General features: G+C 41.1%; 18 protein-coding genes. 12 read left to right on the top strand and 6 right to left on the bottom strand.

What is annotated here, in order from left to right:
* Window positions 1-9 precede the first annotated feature (9 nt).
* The 6 genes from AN394_RS14465 to AN394_RS14490 all read left to right on the top strand — a co-directional run bounded on the left by AN394_RS14465 (window position 10) and on the right by AN394_RS14490 (window position 8,253).
* The gene (locus tag AN394_RS14465; RefSeq protein WP_054563048.1) at window positions 10-423 is read left to right on the top strand and encodes a hypothetical protein; all 414 of its coding nucleotides are present in this window, start codon (window positions 10-12) and stop codon (window positions 421-423) included.
* Window positions 424-494: 71 nt separating this feature from the next.
* Window positions 495-1,583, top strand: coding sequence for a 6-phosphofructokinase (locus AN394_RS14470; RefSeq protein WP_054563049.1), 1,089 nt, complete (start codon window positions 495-497; stop codon window positions 1,581-1,583).
* A gap of 213 nt (window positions 1,584-1,796) precedes the next feature.
* A complete protein-coding gene (locus AN394_RS14475) occupies window positions 1,797-2,960 on the top strand; it encodes an efflux RND transporter periplasmic adaptor subunit (RefSeq protein WP_054563050.1) in 1,164 nt (387 codons plus the stop codon).
* Between the two features lie 12 nt (window positions 2,961-2,972).
* Entirely contained in the window at window positions 2,973-6,104 is a 3,132-nt protein-coding gene (locus AN394_RS14480; RefSeq protein ID WP_054563051.1) for an efflux RND transporter permease subunit, read from the top strand.
* Window positions 6,104-7,507 carry an efflux transporter outer membrane subunit gene (locus AN394_RS14485; protein ID WP_054563052.1) on the top strand — a complete coding sequence of 468 codons (1,404 nt, stop codon included), beginning with the start codon at window positions 6,104-6,106 and terminating at the stop codon, window positions 7,505-7,507. The genes AN394_RS14480 and AN394_RS14485 overlap by 1 nt, the downstream gene beginning before the upstream one ends.
* A 128-nt stretch (window positions 7,508-7,635) precedes the next feature.
* Window positions 7,636-8,253, top strand: a complete 618-nt coding sequence (locus tag AN394_RS14490; RefSeq protein WP_054563053.1) for a TetR/AcrR family transcriptional regulator — start codon at window positions 7,636-7,638, stop codon at window positions 8,251-8,253.
* A gap of 8 nt (window positions 8,254-8,261) precedes the next feature.
* Here the strand turns inward: AN394_RS14490 and AN394_RS14495 are convergent, their stop codons facing one another.
* Window positions 8,262-9,359 (bottom strand): HupE/UreJ family protein, encoded by a 1,098-nt coding sequence (locus AN394_RS14495; RefSeq protein ID WP_054563054.1) that lies wholly within the window; start codon window positions 9,357-9,359, stop codon window positions 8,262-8,264.
* Window positions 9,360-9,536: 177 nt separating this feature from the next.
* Complete coding sequence (locus AN394_RS14500; RefSeq protein WP_055021859.1) at window positions 9,537-10,226, bottom strand: anti-sigma factor domain-containing protein; 690 nt, start codon at window positions 10,224-10,226, stop codon at window positions 9,537-9,539.
* Between the two features lie 304 nt (window positions 10,227-10,530).
* Here AN394_RS14500 and AN394_RS14505 point away from each other — a divergent pair, with 304 nt between their 5' ends.
* On the top strand, window positions 10,531-12,153 hold the full coding sequence (locus AN394_RS14505; protein WP_055021860.1) for a diacylglycerol kinase family protein: 1,623 nt from the start codon (window positions 10,531-10,533) through the stop codon (window positions 12,151-12,153).
* Window positions 12,154-12,157: 4 nt separating this feature from the next.
* Here the strand turns inward: AN394_RS14505 and AN394_RS14510 are convergent, their stop codons facing one another.
* Both AN394_RS14510 and AN394_RS14515 read right to left on the bottom strand, forming a co-directional pair.
* Window positions 12,158-12,424 carry a VF530 family DNA-binding protein gene (locus tag AN394_RS14510; protein WP_055021861.1) on the bottom strand — a complete coding sequence of 89 codons (267 nt, stop codon included), beginning with the start codon at window positions 12,422-12,424 and terminating at the stop codon, window positions 12,158-12,160.
* 56 nt (window positions 12,425-12,480) lie between these two features.
* Window positions 12,481-12,780: a DUF1496 domain-containing protein gene (locus AN394_RS14515; RefSeq protein ID WP_054563058.1), complete on the bottom strand. Its 300-nt coding sequence runs from the start codon at window positions 12,778-12,780 to the stop codon at window positions 12,481-12,483.
* A gap of 77 nt (window positions 12,781-12,857) precedes the next feature.
* Between AN394_RS14515 and AN394_RS14520 the strand changes: the two genes are divergently transcribed.
* Window positions 12,858-13,088, top strand: a complete 231-nt coding sequence (locus AN394_RS14520; RefSeq protein ID WP_054563059.1) for a TIGR02647 family protein — start codon at window positions 12,858-12,860, stop codon at window positions 13,086-13,088.
* Window positions 13,089-13,141: 53 nt separating this feature from the next.
* On the opposite strand, the gene maiA is transcribed toward AN394_RS14520, so the two are convergent.
* Both maiA and hmgA read right to left on the bottom strand, forming a co-directional pair.
* Complete coding sequence (gene maiA, locus AN394_RS14525) at window positions 13,142-13,771, bottom strand: maleylacetoacetate isomerase (RefSeq protein WP_054563060.1); 630 nt, start codon at window positions 13,769-13,771, stop codon at window positions 13,142-13,144.
* Window positions 13,771-15,075, bottom strand: a complete 1,305-nt coding sequence (gene hmgA / locus AN394_RS14530; RefSeq protein WP_054563061.1) for a homogentisate 1,2-dioxygenase — start codon at window positions 15,073-15,075, stop codon at window positions 13,771-13,773. Before hmgA ends, maiA begins: the two co-directional genes overlap by 1 nt.
* Before the next feature lie 103 nt (window positions 15,076-15,178).
* Between hmgA and AN394_RS14535 the strand changes: the two genes are divergently transcribed.
* From AN394_RS14535 to AN394_RS14550, 4 genes are all read left to right on the top strand, one after another.
* Entirely contained in the window at window positions 15,179-15,634 is a 456-nt protein-coding gene (locus AN394_RS14535) for a MarR family winged helix-turn-helix transcriptional regulator (RefSeq protein ID WP_055021862.1), read from the top strand.
* Between the two features lie 95 nt (window positions 15,635-15,729).
* Complete coding sequence (locus AN394_RS14540; protein WP_055021863.1) at window positions 15,730-16,542, top strand: hypothetical protein; 813 nt, start codon at window positions 15,730-15,732, stop codon at window positions 16,540-16,542.
* Window positions 16,542-17,582 (top strand): extracellular solute-binding protein, encoded by a 1,041-nt coding sequence (locus AN394_RS14545; protein WP_055021864.1) that lies wholly within the window; start codon window positions 16,542-16,544, stop codon window positions 17,580-17,582. Before AN394_RS14540 ends, AN394_RS14545 begins: the two co-directional genes overlap by 1 nt.
* Complete coding sequence (locus AN394_RS14550; RefSeq protein ID WP_054563065.1) at window positions 17,582-19,081, top strand: iron ABC transporter permease; 1,500 nt, start codon at window positions 17,582-17,584, stop codon at window positions 19,079-19,081. The genes AN394_RS14545 and AN394_RS14550 overlap by 1 nt, the downstream gene beginning before the upstream one ends.
* Window positions 19,082-19,085 lie beyond the last annotated feature (4 nt).

Genomic DNA, 19,085 nt, shown 5'->3' on the forward strand with positions numbered 1-19,085 from the left:
AATGGGGTTATGAAATATAACGTACTACTTTTATTTATTTTTGGCTGTTTATTTGCCTATTTATCTATACCAGTCATAGGTTATGGTTCGGCTATTGCGATTCCAACCGAAGTACTTTCAGCCCTTTATGACTTGTCACCTAACTTTGCTTTATCAATGGTTGATATCGTGACTTTAGGCCTTCCTTTGTTAGCGTTACTTTTAGTATTTTTACTCATTAGTAAGTCTCTGTACCTTAAAGATAAAGCGTATTCATACTTTATATTGCTGACACCATTTTTAGCGCTGCATTTATATTTTGCTGTTAACACCTTTTCTGCAAATATTGATAACACCACTTTACTGACTAGTCTGCCTAAGTATGTATTACTAGTGCTATTTGTTGCGCTTTTTTCTACGCATAAAAAACCAAGTTTTAGTTGATGTAAGTCATACGCGAAACTTCAACTTATAAGCTAATCTGTAATTAATCAGTGAACGAAGTTGGTAACACAATGAAAAAATTACTGCTATTAACAAGTGGGGGTGATTGCCCTGGGCTCAATGGGGTGATCAGAGCGGTGGTTAAAGCAGCCGAACATGATGGCAATTGGCAGGTGTATGGTAGCCGAAGAGCATATTGTGGTGTGCTTGAAAAGCCAAATGATATTATACACTTAACCAGTGAAGTTGTGGCGGGTATTCATGTTCGTGGTGGAACAATTCTCGAAACTGTTAATAAAGGGAATCCTACCGCATTTCCTGCTGAAATAGCGGGTGAACAAGTGTTTATTGACCGCTCTGATGAGTTAATCAGTATTATTAAGCAACTTGGTTTTGATGCCGTTATAAATATTGGTGGTGATGGTTCACATAGGGTATCTCAGCATTTATTTGAGCATGGCTTAAATATCGTTGGGGTACCAAAAACTATTGATAATGATTTATATGGCACTGATTACACAATTGGTTTTCAGACTGCTGTCGACACCGCCACCGAAGCCATTGATCGTTTAATACCAACAGCGCAAAGTCATAACCGAGTGATTGTGACTGAAGTAATGGGGCGCGATGCCGGTTGGATTTGTTTGCATTCAGCCATTGCAGCTGGCGCAGAAGTCGCACTTATTCCAGAAATTCCTTACGATATTGAAGCGATTAAAGCCAAACTAACATCACGTTTTGATAAAGGTCACGGATTTGCCAACATTGTCATTTCAGAAGGAGCAAAACCTGTTGCTGGTGGTGTTGTTAGTAAACAATCAAATGAACTTGGTTACGAAAACCCAATGCTTGGTGGCATTGCTGAGCAGCTTGCTTCACAAATACGTGTGGCGCTTGATCTTGATGTAAGAGTAACCGTATTAGGGCATATTCAACGTGGAGGCACACCTAATGCGTTTGATAGGGTGCTTGCAGCAGAGTTTGGGGTGCAAGCATTCGAGCTAGTAAAGAAAGGCCAGTTTGGTTTTATTCCTGTCAGTAAAGACGGTGAAATTAAACCAATCAGTTTAAAAGAAGCTACTTCTGAATATCGCGTCATCCCTCTAGAACATTCTTTAATAGCAAGTGCCCGCGCAATGGGCATGTGTTTAGGCGAATAATCTGCGAATTGATATAACTTCAATTCGCATAACTAATAGTTTTAAAACAACTTTCTCAGTTACATTCGTAATAATTCAATTAGCAATTTATTTATTGCACAAAATTCATGCGTTAAAGCAAGCATTTTATTTAATGTAAAGTTCTTTAAAGATGGTTGATCTGTGCCTTTTTTAGTTTAGAATGATCGTTCACTCTAAACTAAGGAACTACACATGCAGCGCTCTCGCATTCCATTTTTTGCAGTGTCAGCTTTGGCTGGTGCTGTTTTATTATCAGGCTGCGGCCAATCAGAATCGGCTCAAGGGCAAACGCAGGCAGCTCAAGCTGTTCCTGTTGGCGTTATTGAGATGCAAAGCAAACCACTTACGCTAACTAAAGAATTACCGGGTCGTGTGGCTGCTTCACGTATCGCGCAAATTCGTCCGCAGGTTAACGGTATTATTCAATCTCGTATGTTTGTTGAAGGTGCTGAGGTTGAAAAAGGCCAAGCTTTATATCAGATTGACCCATCTACATTTGAAGCTGAAGTAGCGACTAGTAAAGCCGCTATTACTAAAGCTCAAGCAAGTATTGCAAATGCCAAAGCAAAAGCAGAACGCTATAAAGAGCTATTAAGTATCAAAGCAGTAAGCCAACAAGATTACGACGAAGCTGATGCAGCATACAAAGGTGCAAAAGCAGACTTACTAACGGCTCAAGCACAGCTTAAAACCGCTGAAATCAATTTAAACTACAGCAAAGTGTTAGCGCCAATTAGTGGTCAAATTGGTAAATCAGATGTCACTGCCGGTGCCCTTGTGAGTGCTAATCAAGCAACAGCATTAGCAACCATTACTCAATTAGACCCAATCTATGTTGATTTAACCCAGTCAAGCAGTGAACTAACACGTTTGAAAAAAGCCATTGCTGCGGGTGATCTTGATAAAGATGCCGCTTTACATTCAAAAGTTGAATTAAAGATGGAAGACGGTAGTACTTATCAACATAAAGGTACATTGCAATTCTCTGAAGTGACTGTTGATCCAAGCACAGGTTCAGTAACCTTACGTGCTGAATTTCCTAACCCAGAAAAATTACTACTACCAGGTATGTATGTTCGTGCAGTGATTGTTGAAGGTGTGAAAAGTGATGCGATTTTAGCACCGCAACGTGGCGTAAGCAGAAACACAAAAGGTGAGCCTACTGCCATGGTAGTAAGCAAAGACAATACCGTAGAAGCACGTGTGCTTAAAACTGATCGTACTGTTGGTTCAAACTGGTTAGTGACAGACGGCCTTAACAGTGGCGATAAGTTAATTGTTGAAGGTTTACAGAAAATCCGCCCAGGTGCACCAGTCAATGCAATGCCTGCAGAATCAGCAGCTCACAGCCAGTAACGGAGAAACTAAATGTCACGATTTTTTATTGATCGGCCCATATTTGCTTGGGTGCTTGCTATCGTTGTTATGCTGGCAGGTATCTTAGCAATTAGAAGTTTGCCGGTTGCGCAGTATCCATCAATTGCACCACCTGCAATTAGTATTCAAGCCACATACCCTGGTGCGTCGGCCCGTACTCTAGAAGATACGGTTACACAGGTTATTGAACAAAAAATGAAAGGGCTAGATGGCTTGCTCTACATGTCGTCAACCTCAGAGTCTAACGGCTCAGCGACGTTAACCTTAACCTTTAGTGCAGATACAGACCCTGATATTGCACAGGTTCAAGTACAAAACAAATTGTCGCTTGCAACACCGTTATTACCAGAAGAAGTACAACGTCAAGGTGTGTCGGTTGCAAAATCTGCTCGTAACTTCTTAATGGTTGTAGGCTTTGTATCTGAAGACGGCAGTATGAACAACATCGATATCGGTGATTATGTTTCATCAAACGTGCTTGATATTATTTCTCGTGTAAACGGTGTAGGTGAAGTGCAGCTGTTTGGCTCTCAATATGCAATGCGTATTTGGTTAGACCCAGCTAAATTACTGAAGTACTCATTAACTCCTGCTGATATTAGTGCTGCAATCAGTGCTCAAAATGCGCAAGTTTCAGCAGGTCAATTAGGTGCGTTGCCAGCAGTAAGTGGCCAACAATTAAATGCAACGGTAACTGCACAAAGCCGCTTACAAACACCTGAGCAATTTAGAAATATCTTTGTAAAAACCAATGCTGATGGTTCAGTTGTTCGTTTAAGTGATGTTGCTGATGTTGAATTAGGTGGTGAAAACTACGGTGTTGTTGCGCGTTTTAACGGCAAACCGGCATCAGGTTTAGGTGTTAAGCTTGCCAGTGGTGCTAATGCACTTGATACAGCTGATGGCGTAAAAGCGGCCCTTGCTGAACTTGAGCCTTTCTTCCCTGAAGGTTTAACAACGGTTGTTCCTTACGATACGACACCATTCGTATCACTTTCGATTGAAAAAGTTGTCAGCACTCTAATCGAAGCTGTTGTGCTGGTGTTCTTGGTAATGTACTTATTCTTACAGAACTTCAGAGCAACACTTATTCCGACTATTGCAGTACCTGTTGTATTGCTAGGTACGTTTGCTATCTTGCAAGTGTTTGGCTTCTCAATTAATACCTTAACCATGTTTGCGATGGTACTTGCCATCGGTCTACTTGTAGATGATGCAATCGTCGTGGTTGAAAACGTTGAACGTGTAATGACCGAAGAGAACTTATCTCCTCTTGAGGCAACACGTAAATCAATGGATGAAATCAAAGGTGCCCTTGTTGGTATTGCGATGGTGCTTTCGGCAGTATTTGTGCCTATGGCGTTCTTCCCAGGCTCAACAGGGGTTATTTATCGCCAGTTCTCAATTACCTTGGTAACTGCGATGAGTTTATCAGTGCTTGTTGCATTGATTTTAACGCCAGCTTTATGTGCGACAATGCTAAAACCAAGTCATGTACATAACGATAAGTCTTTATTTGGTCGTTTCTTCCTTGGCTTTAACCGTGGTTTTGACAGAACGAACTCGGGTACACAAGGTTTTGTTTCTCGCATGATCAAGCACAGTAAACGCTATTTACTTATTTACGGTTTAATCGTGGGTGGCATGGTGTTTATTTTCTCACAATTACCATCGGCATTCTTACCAGATGAAGACCAAGGTATTTTGTTTAACCAAGTAAGCTTACCTGCAGGTGCAACAACAGAGCAAACTTTAAAAGTTGTTGAAAAGATGGAACATCACTTCTTAGAAGAACAATCAGAAGCGGTTAAGTCTATCTTTACGGTAACAGGATTCAGCTTTGCAGGTTCTGGTCAAAACGCGGCAATCGGCTTTGTGGGTTTAAAACACTGGGATGAACGTCAGCGTCCTGATCTAACCGTCGGTGCGGTTGCGGGTAAAGCCATGGGATACTTCTCAACGATTAAAGAAGCGTTCGTATTTGCTTTCCCACCTCCTGCGGTTGTTGAGCTTGGTACTGCAAACGGTTTCACCTTGTTCTTACAAGATAGGGTTGGTCTAGGTCACGAAAAACTACTTGAAGCACGTAACATGTTTTTAGGTATGGCTGCACAAAACCCTGTGTTATCAGGTGTGCGTCCGAATGGTCAAGAAGATAAACCTGAGCTAGAGCTTGATATTGATTTGGCAAAAGCCGAAGCATTAGGTCTTACTCAAGCAGATATCAATAATACGTTATCAACGGCTTGGGGTAGTAGCTATGTAAATGACTTTATTGACCGTGGTCGTGTGAAAAAAGTGTACTTACAAGGTACGCCTGAATCACGCATGGTGCCAGAAGACTTAGATGAGTGGTATGTCCGTAACGCCAATGGTGACATGGTGCCATTTACTGCCTTTGCTCATTCTTATTGGACATATGGCTCACCACGTCTTGAGCGTTATAACGGCTTTTCAGCGATGGAAATCCAAGGTGCGGCTGCACCGGGCTACAGTACTGGTCAAGCGATGGCTGAAGTTGAGAAAATGGTTAAGAAATTACCACCGGGCGTATCGTTCGAATGGACAGGAATTTCATATGAAGAACGTTTAAGTGGTGGTCAAGCGCCATTACTTTATGCACTTTCATTGTTGGTGGTATTCCTATGTTTAGCGGCGTTATATGAAAGCTGGTCAGTTCCTGCTGCAGTTATGCTAATTGTACCGCTTGGTGTATTTGGTGCGTCGATTGCGTCATTTGTATTTAATTTATCAAACGATATTTATCTCCAAGTGGGTCTATTAACCACCATAGGTCTGGCATCAAAAAATGCCATCTTAATTGTAGAGTTTGCTATTCATAAAATGGATGAAGGTATGAAACTTGTCGATGCCGCGGTAGCAGCTATTCGTCTACGTTTACGTCCAATCTTTATGACATCAATGGCATTTGTGTGTGGTGTACTACCACTAGCAATTGCATCAAGTGCAGGCTCAGGTGCACAAAACGCACTAGGTATTGCTGTTATTGGCGGTACTCTTGCGTCATCGACCATTGTAGTAATCTTTGTGCCGCTGTTCTTTGTACTGGTGCGCAGAGTATTCCCAGGCAAAACAAAATCAACTAATGAGGAGCAGGCATAATGAAAGCTAAACTTATCTCAGTGTCTGTTGCTGCACTTATGTTATCTGCCTGTAATATGGCGCCAGATATGGAGCAACGTGAATTACCCGTTGCTCAAAACTATGATATCCAAGGTACAGCGGGCGATATCAATGCGCTCAATTGGCAGTCATTTTTCAGTAATGCGCAACTTCAACAGTTGATTGCGCTAACGCTGGAAAACAACAAAGATATTAAAACTGCTGCACTGAATGTGCAGCAGGTTAGAGCAATGTACCAGATTGAAGATTCAGCGCTTTACCCAAGCATTGATTTCAATGCATCGGGTACTCGTCAGCGTCTTCCGGCAGATTTATCTGGTACTGGTCAAGCAACTATCTCTGAAAACTATTCAGCAACTGTAGGCCTAACCGCTTACGAGATTGATCTTTGGGGCAAAGTACGTAACCAATCAGAGCAAGCATTACAAAACCTATATTCGGCTGAATACAGTTTGACTAGTGTGCGCATTAGTTTGATCTCCGAATTAGTGAATGCATGGCTTAACTATGCGACGGATAAAGAGCTATTGGCTTTAGCAAACGAGACGTTGAAGTCTCAGCAGCAGTCTTTAGAGCTAACCCGTAAAACATTTGCACTAGGTGCTGCTTCTCAGTTAACGCTATCGCAACTTGAAAGTACAGTAGCAACCGCTAAGGTCGATATTGCAAACTATCAGCGTTTACTTAAGCGCGATAAAAATGCCCTCGATTTTCTAGTGGGTAAAACCGTAACTGCAGATTTATTACCAAGTGAAAGTATAGATGATGTACTTAGTTTGCCTGATGTGCCAGTAGGGTTACCGTCTGAGCTCTTGACTCAGCGACCTGATATCAAAGCTGCAGAGCATGATTTATTGGCTGCCAATGCAAATATTGGTGTGGCAAAAGCGGCATTTTATCCAAGCATCAGTTTAACCGCGAATGCGGGGACAGCTTCAGCTGACTTGAGTAATCTTTTTGATTCAGGTTCTGGGACTTGGAGCTTTGTGCCTTCGGTAAACTTGCCTATTTTTAACATGGGTCGTAATCAAGCTAATCTCGATGTTGCAAAAGCTCAGCAAGAAATAGCTATAACCAGTTACGAGCAAACCATTCAACAGGCATTTAAAGAAGTATCTGATGCCCTTGCTGACCGTGAAGGTTATATGCATCAGCTAGATGCCCTGAATGACTTGTATCAAAGTAATGAGCTATCTTTTACTTTATCGGATGCACGTTTTCAAAAAGGCGCCGACAGCTACTTGCAAGTATTGGATGCACAACGAAATTGGTACAGTGCAGGACAACGGTTAATTTTGGGTAAGCAAGCGTATCTGGCGAGCCAAATTAATTTGTATAAAGCACTAGGTGGCGGCTGGAACGCACAAAAAACTGTGCAATAAATCAGCGAAAGCATAATTTATTTAAGGTTTTGCAGGTTCTTAGTTGTTTTGACTCTCCTCAAAGATTAAGATCCTGTAAACCTTGTTTAAATTAAAGTTAACCCTAGTCAGTAAAGCTTGGAGAAACCATGACGCAAAAAACGAAAAGACACAATGACCCTGCGCTTGCTGAGGCAAGACGTAATCAAGTGCTTTGTGCCGCAGCGGATTGTTTTCGACGTAAAGGTTATCATGGCGCGGGAATGGCCGAAATTTCTAAAACCGCGGGTATGAGTGCTGGCCACATCTACAATTACTTCGCCAGTAAAGAAGCGATTATAGAATCGATTGTTGAGCGTGATATGGAAGAAATGTTCTCAATCTTTAAAGAGTTTGCTGATAAACCTGGCGATCGTGTCAATGTATTACTAGATGGTCTAGGTAGAGGCGTTGAGCGCCATACCGATTTGAATCAAGGTGCGCTTGATTTAGAAATGCTCGCCGAAGCTGCACGCAATGAAAAAGTGGCTAACTTATTACGTGAGTCAGATAGCCACGCTCGTGATTCTATGCGTGAATTATTAGTGGGTGAAAGAGGGCCATTACAAGGTACTGCACTTGAAGAAGTGAATGCCCGTATTGAAGTGATGTTTTCAGTAATGGGTGGCTTGTTACTGCGCAAAATGCTCAACCCTGATTTAGATATTCATGAGTTACTTAAAGCGCTACGTCCAACAATGAAAACCTTATTGTTACCCTTTGAATAAAGCGCTTATTAAAAGCGCTCTATAGACCATTGGATTGCCATAATGGCAATGAGCACTGAACCTGCTGGCATAATGGCTTTTTTGTACCAGGGACTATTTCTAAGTAGCATTAGTAGTGGTAAACAAATTGCTAAAATAACCAGTTGACCAATCTCAACCCCTAAATTAAAGGCTAAAATACTCATTAGCTGGTATTCATTTGATAAACCAAGCTCACCTAAAACACTCGCAAACCCCATACCGTGTAATAGACCAAAACAGAATGTGATCCAGCCTAAGCGCACAATCATTGGCCAAACATTATTTATTGCAGCAAATAATACAGAAAGCGCGATACCTAATTCTACCCATCGGGTGTTTGGCGATATGATATTCATAGCAGTCGCTGTTAGGGTAATTGAGTGAGCAAGTGTAAAAGCGGTGATGATCCAAGCTGTATCAATTAGAATTTGTTTTTTAGACTCGACACGTTGCCACTCGCCTTGCTTACGAACTAACACACAGCCCAGTAATAGCGCGATTAAAAACAAGATATGATCTGTGCCCATCCAAATATGTAATATGCCTTGATGTACATATTCAATAAACGTTGTGGTGAAGCTTTGCTCTTTAAAGTTTATAACTTGTTTTGGCGTATTTTGTTCAAATACGCGGCTTGATTTAGCAATGGCAGCAATTGCTTGATGATGCTCATCTATATCAAATAGGGCTGTGTAATTAACTGTTATAGAACTATCAGATGGACAATCAACTTGTAGTGGCACATGGATATACGACTGATTAAAGTGGTTATCTATACTGATTGCACCATCAATCGTGACCTTGCAGCTTTGATTTTGTTGTAACACATTAAAATGGCTATTTAGATAGTCTAATACTGCTTGCTGCTGTGATGTAATTTCATGCCATGTAATTACATTATCCTGATTATTATCGAAGTTGAGCGCTTTATCGAGATCATTCACCGAGGCTTGCCAAGAGCCTACTAGCAATAGCTTATTGCTCGTTTGTTGTTCTAAATTAAGATAAGCGGTGCTTTGCTGGTGGGCGTGACAGATAGAGCTAAAAATTAATAGAAATAGCGTAAACAACAACGACTTTTTCATTTTTATTCCTAAGATAATACAAGGAGATGAGTCTAATACTCGAATTACCGCCTATTTTTTAAAGCGGATATAAAAAGAGGCTGTAACTATAGCAAGTACAAAGGTTTATCGAATAGGTCGTTTATCTTAGAAATAATGGCTTTGCTCGTATTTATATTGTTTCTAGTCTGTGTATGATTAGTTCGCATCGAGTACGGCTGTAAAAATAATTTCGCTTGGGCTACCTGATTGTGAGCCGCCAATTGGCTCACGGCTTATTGCAAGTAAAGTGATATTTTGTGGTTTAAATAATGCATTTCGGGCAATTTCTTTACTATCTGATTTTGGTAGTAAAGCAATAGGGATGGCGCTCGGGTAGCCTTTTAAACGGATCCACAACTGGTAATCATAATCAGTTTGTATACTCATGCCGCTAGCTGCTTTAAGTAAAATACTGTGATCGCTTATATCTAAATTCCAAACTGGCTTATTTGCTGAGTCATAAAACGTTACCGAGTGATTTATTTTATCACTAAACGACTCTTGCGGTTGCCAAGTAATTAATACCAACACAATACAAACCGCTGTTGCAATAGCTGCCCAAGAATTAAATATTCCAAAGTTAGGGTTTTTTACTTTCTTCTGTGTTGGTAGAAGTAATGGGTCAATCCGTTTTGTTATTTTATCCCAAACTTGCTGATCAGGTGGGTTAGATTCAATCGCGTTTTCTAAGTTTTTTATATGTCTTTGCCATAAGGAGGTTGCGTATCGGGCTCGAGGAGAGGTGCGCATTAAGCGGCTAAATCTATCTCGGGCATGGCCATGTAAAGTGCCTAAAACATATTCTGCTGCAAGAAAATTAAGTAGCGTGTGGTCATCGTATTTCATAACGAATTAGGCTCGGGTTGATTTAAATTTTTAATGAAAGCTCTACTAAAAACCTGTGATTATTAGGCATGTCTTTTAACTTAGACTAGCAGGGAAAGAGTACTTGGAAAATCTATCAAATTGGTTCTATGTAAATTATTGTAAGTTATTCATAAAATTGTGAAAAAATGTCCTAAACTAAAATAGTAAGCTTTTTTATAAATGCTAAGTTACTGATTTTAAATAGCCAGTAGGGGTAATATAACGGCTTTTACTGGAGTGAAACTTGCAACGTATTATGCAATTAGAATAACAAGGAGTGATTATGTGGGCAGCATTTAGTTACTTAGCTTTAGCGATTGTATTTATAATTGCGGCTATTCGGGTAGAAACTGTTTACTTTGCGCTGTTTTTTTATTGGACGGCTTTGTCGTTACTTTTGGTTAGTGGCGCATATTTTTTCAATATCGCACGTATTTTCAGAAAACGTGAAAATGGCGTTATTCCTATCTATATTCGTTGGGCTTTTATTCCATTTTTATTGGGTGCACAACTTTACAATGCTTGGTCGAGAAAACACGACAAAGTGCCGCCATTACAACAAATTAATGAGCATTTATTTTTAGCCTGTCGTTTATTTCCTTCAGATATAGACACCATGAAAGAAATGGGTATTACAGCTATTTTAGATGTAACCTGTGAGTTTGATGGCCTTGAATGGTCTTCTACGCAAGAGAATATTCGTTATTTAAATATTCCTGTTCTTGATCATAGCGTGCCAACACGCGCGCAACTTCACCAAGCGATTAATTGGATTGACCATCAAGTAAAAGCAGATAGGCGCGTTGTAGTGCATTGCGCTTTAGGGCGTGGCCGTTCAGTATTTGTGATGGCAGCTTACTTGCTTAGCCAAAACAAAGATGCCGATGTGCACCAAGTACTCGCACAAATTAAAGAAACCAGAGAAACTGCAAATTTAAACAAGCGCCAGCTGCGTCATCTTGTGCGTCGCCATCGTAGAGGTGACTTGTTAATCAAAAATAAAGCTGTGCTCATTGCTAATCCTGTTTCTGGCACAAAACTGTGGGAAGCTAAACGTAAGCAAATTACCTCTCGTTTGTCTGAGTATTACGATTTAACTGTTTACACCACGTCAGAACAGGTAAATGGTACTGAGTTGGCCAAAGAAGCACTTGAATTGAACCCTGATGTAGTCATCGCCTGTGGTGGCGATGGTACAGTAACAGAGGTTGCAAGTGTACTTGTTAATACAGAGTGTAAACTGGGGATTATTCCTTTAGGTACTGCAAATGCCCTCGCTCATGTGTTGATGGGGATACAATCGAAGCTTATTCCGGTAGAGCAGGCGTGTGAGCTTATTATTGAAGGGCAGGCGAGTCGAATAGATACCGCTGTGTGTAATGGCAAGCGTATGTTATTACTAGCAGGGATTGGTTTTGAACAAAAGATGATTGAAAAAGCCCATCGTGATGCTAAAAATGAGTCTGGGCAATTAGCTTATTTACAAGGATTTTGGCAGGCATTAGGTGAGCATGAAGCGCAAGACTATGTTGTTACTCTTGATAATAACGATGAGCAAACAATCAATACCACCAGTTTAATCATCGCCAACGCCGCGCCATTTACTACTTTACTTGCTCAATCTGCAGGGCAGCCAGATCACCAAGATGGTTTACTTGATGTTAACTGGCTAACACCTAGTGCCGATTCTAAAGCGAGTACTTTAAGTATTGCGGAGTTAGTGTTCTCGAGTATTACGCAAACTAGTTTTGCTATTAACAGTCACCACACAAATGCTAAACGAGTGACAGTAAGCGCAGAAAAAGGGTTGAGCTATGTTATTGATGGTGAAGTTAAAACTGCAGATAAACTAGAGGTGGAGATATCACCGAAATCGCTTTCGGTGATTGTATCAGCTGAAGATTAAGTGGTTACTTTTTGATGCTTTTCCATTGGAAAGTGCCATCATCAGCTTGGTCATTATTGATAAAGGTATCAATATATAACTGCTCTACTTTTTCTCGTGCCCAAGGGGTCTTTCGTAAAAATTTAAGACTCGACTTCACACTTGGGTCATTTTGAAAGCAGCGTACGTCTACGTGCGCTGCCATACCTTGCCAACCAAGTTTTTCTTCAAGTTTAGTAACGATGTCGGCTAGTTTAACGCCATGTAGCGGATTATTTGGTTGATTGTCCATGATAAATCTTAGGTTATTTGCAACCGCGCAATAGTACCCTATCTGTGCGTTTTAAGCTAATTGACGTGAATCGTTTTCGCTTGTTTAGGGTAAATAATCTCGCCATTAGCATTTAGTCTGAGCCAAGCCAAATCACTGTTTGAAAAATTAGGCTGTTTAGCAGTGCAAATTAACGTAATATCGCCAACGGCAATATAGGCACCTTCGGTATAGCGTTTATTTTCATACCAACACACTTTTTGATTGTTTAATGCCTCTTGACCATCAAGTACGATTAGTGGTTTTTCCTTTGCTAGTGCTTGGTTTAGAAACCCTAAAGTAAACAAAGTACTTAACAGTAAAATTTTCTTTAACAAAATACGCCTCCCGTTGGGCAGATCTGTATAACTACACTAAGCTTATGACAAGGAATAAATAATAAAAAGGTGAACACATGCAATTTGATAAAAATATGATCGACGAACTAACCCTGCTTGCAAAATTTCCTCGCAACTCTCAAATGCAGGGAATTAAAATTCATTCCGATGCCGAAAGCTCAATTAAAGATGCAGCAAAACGTCTTTATGATAAAGGTATTACAGATAGTCCTGATGGGGGCTACTTAACCGACTTAGGGCTCGATTTAATAAACCATGTGAGTGTGATTAACTCAGCGCTTAGATAACAAATAAAAAAGGCCCGAAGTGTTCGGGCCTTTTTAACTACAAATCTTAAAGCTTAAATTGCATCTGGCTGATTTTGTGGTGCAGCATCAATAAAGGCATCAAGCTTATTACATTGCTCATATACCGCAGCAATTTTAGGGTACTTGGTCATATCAACTTTAAAGCGCAAGGCATTAAATACTTGCGGCACTAAGCACACATCAGCAAGCGTTGGTTTGTTGCCCACACAAAAAGTATTCGCTTCATTAAGTAGCTTTTCAATACTCTCAAAGCCAACTTCTACCCAATGCTTATACCAGGTCGTTTTTGCTTCTTCATCAACACCAAGATCGTTAGCCAAGTACTTTAATACACGCAAATTATCGATAGGGTGGATATCGCACGCTACGGCATAACATAAATTACGGATCTGAGCTTTTTGCCATGCATCACCCGTTAAAAGAGGCGTTTCTGGATGAGTTTCTTCTAACCACTCTAAAATAGCCAGCGATTGCGCAAGTACACCTTGATCAGTTTCAAGTGCTGGCAATAACCCTTGTGGGTTTTTAGCTAGGTACTCGTCACTTTGTTGCTCTGATTTTAATAAATTAACCGTTACTAACTCGTGATCAATGTTCTTTAAATTAAGCGCAATGCGAACTCTGTATGCAGCTGATGAACGAAAATAGCTATAAAGTTTCATTATATGTCCTGGTTACCTGTGAAATGTTTTTTAATAGTGCGCCAACAGTCAGTGTAATTAGGCTGACGCTCTTTACCTTCAAGGGCATATTTAGTTGGTGATATAACGTAACGCGATTCGAACATAAATGCCAAAGTGTTTTCGTAGCGTTGTGGTTCAAGCTCAGCATTTGATGCTTTTTCGAATACATCTGCTTCTGGACCATGTGGCGACATACAGTTATGTAAGCTAGAACCACCTGGTACAAAGCCATGCTCTTTGGCATCGTACACACCTTCGATTAAGCCCATAAACTCACTCATAATATTACGGTGGTAATAAGGTGGGCGGAATGTGTTCTCAGCCACCATCCAACGTGGAGGGAAGATAGCAAAATCGATATTAGCGACACCTTCAGTACCCGATGGTGATGTTAATACAGTAAAGATTGAAGGATCTGGGTGATCGTAACTTACTGTATTCATAACATTGAATCGAGCAAGGTCATACTTGTAAGGTGCACTGTTACCCGTCCAAGCAACCACATCTAATGGCGAGTGGCCAATATCACAACGGAACATATTGCCATTGAATTTAGCTACGAGTTCGAAATCACCTTCTACATCTTCAAAAGCCGCTACAGGGTAGTGGAAGTCACGGTCATTGGCATAACCATTGGCACCCACTGGGCCGCGCTCTGGTAAAATATAGGCATGGCCATAGTTTTCACAGATGTAGCCACGGGCTGTATCAGTGAGCAAATCAACTGCGAACTTAATGCCACGAGGAATTACGGCAATTTCTCCTGCACGAACGGTTAGTTGCCCGCACTCAGTTCTAAGTAATAGCTCACCTTGTTGCGGCACAAATAACATTTCACCATCAGCATTATAAAAGTAACGCTGTAGCATTGATTTATTAGCGACATAAATATGAATACCAATACCTGTTTGTGCATTGGCACTGCCGTTGGCAGCCATAGTGACTAAACCATCTATAAAATCAGTTGGCTGTGCTGGAATTTCGATTGGATCCCAACGTAGCATTGTCGGGGGTGTTGGCACTTCTGTAATAGGAGCAGTGCGAATAAGGCCATTATCAATTGGCGTGTAATCACCTTGTATTACTGACGGGCGAATGCGGTAAAACCAAGTACGACGGTTATCAGCACGAGGCGCTGTAAATGCCGTTGTGCTGAACTGCTCAGCATATAAATCGTATTTAACTTTTTGCGGGCTGAATTGACCGATAGGTAATGCACCGGGTAATGCTTCGGTTTCAAATTCATTACCAAAGCCTGTCATATATTGTAATTCGTTATTCATCACTAGACTCCTGAAAGGTTTTAGGTAAGATACTCTCATGTGAGACTAAATTCAAACTACATTGAATTTACATGTGTAAATATTATTTGACAGTAGTGCAGCCATGACGACAGATAAGCAAACAACGCTCGATTTAAAACAGTTCTTACCTTATTCATTAACCAATATTGCAATGCAAATGAGTGAGCAGTTTAGTGAGCTATATCAACAGCAGTTCGATTTAACCGTGCCACAATGGCGGATAATTGCGAATTTGGCCCAATATGGCGAGCGCACTGCCAAAGAATTATGTGATATGGCACAAATGGATAAATCAACGGTGTCTCGTGCAGTAAAGTCGCTATTGACCAGAAACCTTATAATAGCCAAAGAAAACCCTAAGGATAAACGCGCAAGTTTGTTATCACTATCCGTTGATGGGAACCGTTTGCATGAGCAAATTGTGCCATTAGCAAATGCGTGGCAAGCAGGTTTAGTGAGTGACTTAGATAGCCAAGAACTTAAACAATTTATGAACACTCTTAGTAAGCTTTCCAATCACTTAAATAAAAATGTGTAATTCTGTAATCAAGGCTTTATAGCAATTGATTTAGACAATCGATACGTATATGATAATGGCTATCATTTACAATTAGAAACTTGGATGTCCCCCCTATGAAATTAGCGTTAAACACCGTTAAAACACTAGGTCTTAGCCTAGTATTAGCATCTACTTTTATTGCCCAACCTGTATTGGCAAATGGCCCAATTGGTGAGCACGTTAATCATCTTAAAGAAAATTTAAAAGATTACTCAGAAGACGTTGAGTGGATGATCGGTAAAGTTGACACCATGGTTACCGATTATGAAACAAAAGGCGCAAAAGCAGTTAAAAGCGATGATTTAATTGAATACTGGGAATCAGTAAAGTTTCACAGTGCGATTGAAACGAATTATGTGCCGGTTTATGCATCAATCTGGCAAGGCATTTATGGTATCAAAATGGCCATTGATGACAAAAAACCAGCAAGCGAAGTACGTAAGCACCAAAAGGCCTTAAATGCTGCCTTGTGGCAGGGTCTTGGAGCTGTTAAACTTGCTGCCGACTTCCAGCAAAAAGGCTTATTAAAAGCTGTAAAAGCAACTGCTTCTGAAACAATGACGCAAAGCGCTACTATCGATGAGATCAAACATAAATTAGACCGTGTTGTTGCAAAATACGCAGAACGTTTAAGCGATGAAGCAACCCAAATTGTACACGATACTTACCTTCACTTATTCGAAGGTGTTGAAGGTACACTTATCGAAAAAGATGCGAAGTTAGTAGAAGTTCTCGAAAAAGATTTTAACGTAACCCTGCCTAAAGCTATTTCTGACAAAGGGTCTGTTGACCATGTACGTGCAGTGGTTGTTGATATGCAAGAAAAACTAGATCGCGCTAAGGTGTTACTAGAAGAAGCCGAAAAAGCACGTAAGGATGTATTTTAGTGAAGCGTAGGACCTTTATTCAAGGCCTGGCTGCGTTTGGGGTGGTGGGCGCAATGCCGCTACCTCTTTCTCGTGCCTTTGCAGCCTCTGCTGCAAGCCCAATTTCAGTGAAAGACTTACCCGCCCTAGAGGGTGACTTAACCTTATATTTAGGCCGTGGTGAAGGTGGTTTGTACGAAAACGTACTGCAATCAATCCAAAAGAAAAACCCTAAACTTAATTTATCAATTCGCCGTGGCCCAACTGCTGCGCTTGCCAACATGATTGTGGCTGAAGCGAAAGCGGGTGTTAAACGTGCTGATTTATTTTGGGCCGTTGATTCAGGTGCGATTGGCTTAGTAACGGATGCAGGTTTAGCTAAAGCTTTACCATCTGATTTAGAAGCGCAATTACAACCGCAGTTTCGCTATCCGGGCTGGGCACCAGTGACAGGTCGTATTCGTACATTACCTTACAACACTAATCGTTTATCAAAAGATCAGATCCCAGATAGCATAATGGCTATTGCCGATAGCGATTTATCAATTGGTTGGGCACCGGCTTATGCTTCTTTCCAATCATTTGTCACGGCAATGCGTATTCTTGAAGGTGAAGATAAAACGGCTAAATGGCTTAAGAAAGTTCAAAAACGTTCGAAAACCTATGCCGGCGAGCTTGGCGTAGTGATGGCCGTTGAACGTGGTGAAGTTGATATTGGTTTTGCAAACCATTATTACACCTTACGTCTTAAATCAGGTAAACCAGATGCAAACCTTGATCTTGCTTTTACCAATCAAGATGCCGGTTGTTTAGTTAATGCATCAGGTGTGTTATCGCTGACAGATAACCCGAACGCAATGAACTTTATGCGCTACTTACTAAGCTCAGAAGTACAAAGCTACTTAGCACGTGAAGCCTACGAAATTCCATTGATCCAAGGTATTGATCAGCCGGCAGGATTACCAGCCTTAGCGGATGTGTCACCGCCGAAAATCGATTTAACTCAATTGGCAGATTTAAGGCCAACACTCGACCTTATGCGCAGTAGCGGTGTTTTATAATGCGCATACCTGCTTCTTATCCCATGGCGCTGCTTGCAGCGCTTTTGGCGTTAGTGCCAGTTTATATTCTGATCACTTTAGCCAGTGATGCGACGGCTGTTTTTGATAGTCACAATTTAAAAATTCTTGGTAACACTTTATCACTTATGGTGTTAACTGTTTTAGGCTCTATTTTAATTGGCGTGCCTCTGGCGTTTATTAGTGCCTATGTTCAACTTCCTTTTAAAAAGCTTTGGCTTGTTTTGTTTGCAGCTCCACTTGCTATTCCAAGTTATATTGGCGCGTTTACTTTATATGCAGCATTTGGCCCCGGCGGTGAGATAAATCAGCTGCTAGGCTTTGAAACACCGCCTATGTATGGCTTAACGGGTGCTGCCATTGTAATGACGCTTTATACGTTTCCGTTTGTAATGCTTACAACGCGTTCGTCTTTACTGAGCCTTGATGCCAGCATGGTAAACGCGGCTCGCACTTTAGGTATGTCGATGCCAATGAGTGTGTTTAAAGTCATATTACCGCGTGTAATAAACGGTATTGCGGCGGGCTCATTACTGGTTGCGCTTTATACCTTATCAGATTTTGGTACACCGGCGATGATGCGCTTAGATACCTTTACTCGCGTGATCTATGTTGAATACAACGCCTTTGGGTTAAGTCGTGCAGCGATGTTATCGTTACAATTAATGGTGATAGTAGGCTTTTTACTGTTCATCGAATCACAAATTAAAACAGCTTCTGAGCGCCACGGTAGACCGCTAATGTTATTTCCATCAAACGGTCAAAAGTTAGCCATGCTGGTGACTTTTCTACCAGTTTTATTATTGGCTATTTGTTTGCCGTTAGCCATTTTTACCCTGTGGCTTGCCCGTGATGGAATTGCTGATTTTGATTTCAGCATTGCTTGGAATTCTGCTTATGCATCTGGCATTGCGGCTATTGTCGCTGTTGTGGTTGCTGTGCCCGTAGCACATGCTGCCTTAAGCGGTAAAGTAGGGCGCATTATGGAACGAGTCACTTATTTCGGATTTGGTATTCCAGGTATAGTGATGGGTACTGCACTTGTTTATGGTGGCCTGCAATTACCGCTTTTATACCAAACTCTGGCATTATTAGTGATTGCCTACGTGCTACGCTTTTTACCGCTGGCAGTTGGCTCTGTACGTACCAGCACTGAACACTTAGATTCGAGTTTAATCAAATCAGCACGCGTATTAGGTGCCAGCCCTCGTGAAGCATTTATGCGTATTACCTTGCCTTTAACACTACGCGGTATCATTGCTGGTGCAGCCTTGGTATTTTTAGAATCAATGCGAGAGCTTGAAGCGACCTTATTACTTGGTCCAACAGGGTTTGAAACCCTATCAACTTATTTATGGCGTGTTTATGAAGCCGGTTATTTCGGTCGTGCTGCCATTCCTGGGCTCTTGTTAGTAGTGATATCAGCATGTGGCTTAGCTATAATGCTCTCAGGCGAAAAGCGCAGTCAATTAGAACATTAAGGAT

The organism is Pseudoalteromonas sp. P1-26, assembly GCF_001401795.1.
Lineage (GTDB): Bacteria > Pseudomonadota > Gammaproteobacteria > Enterobacterales > Alteromonadaceae > Pseudoalteromonas.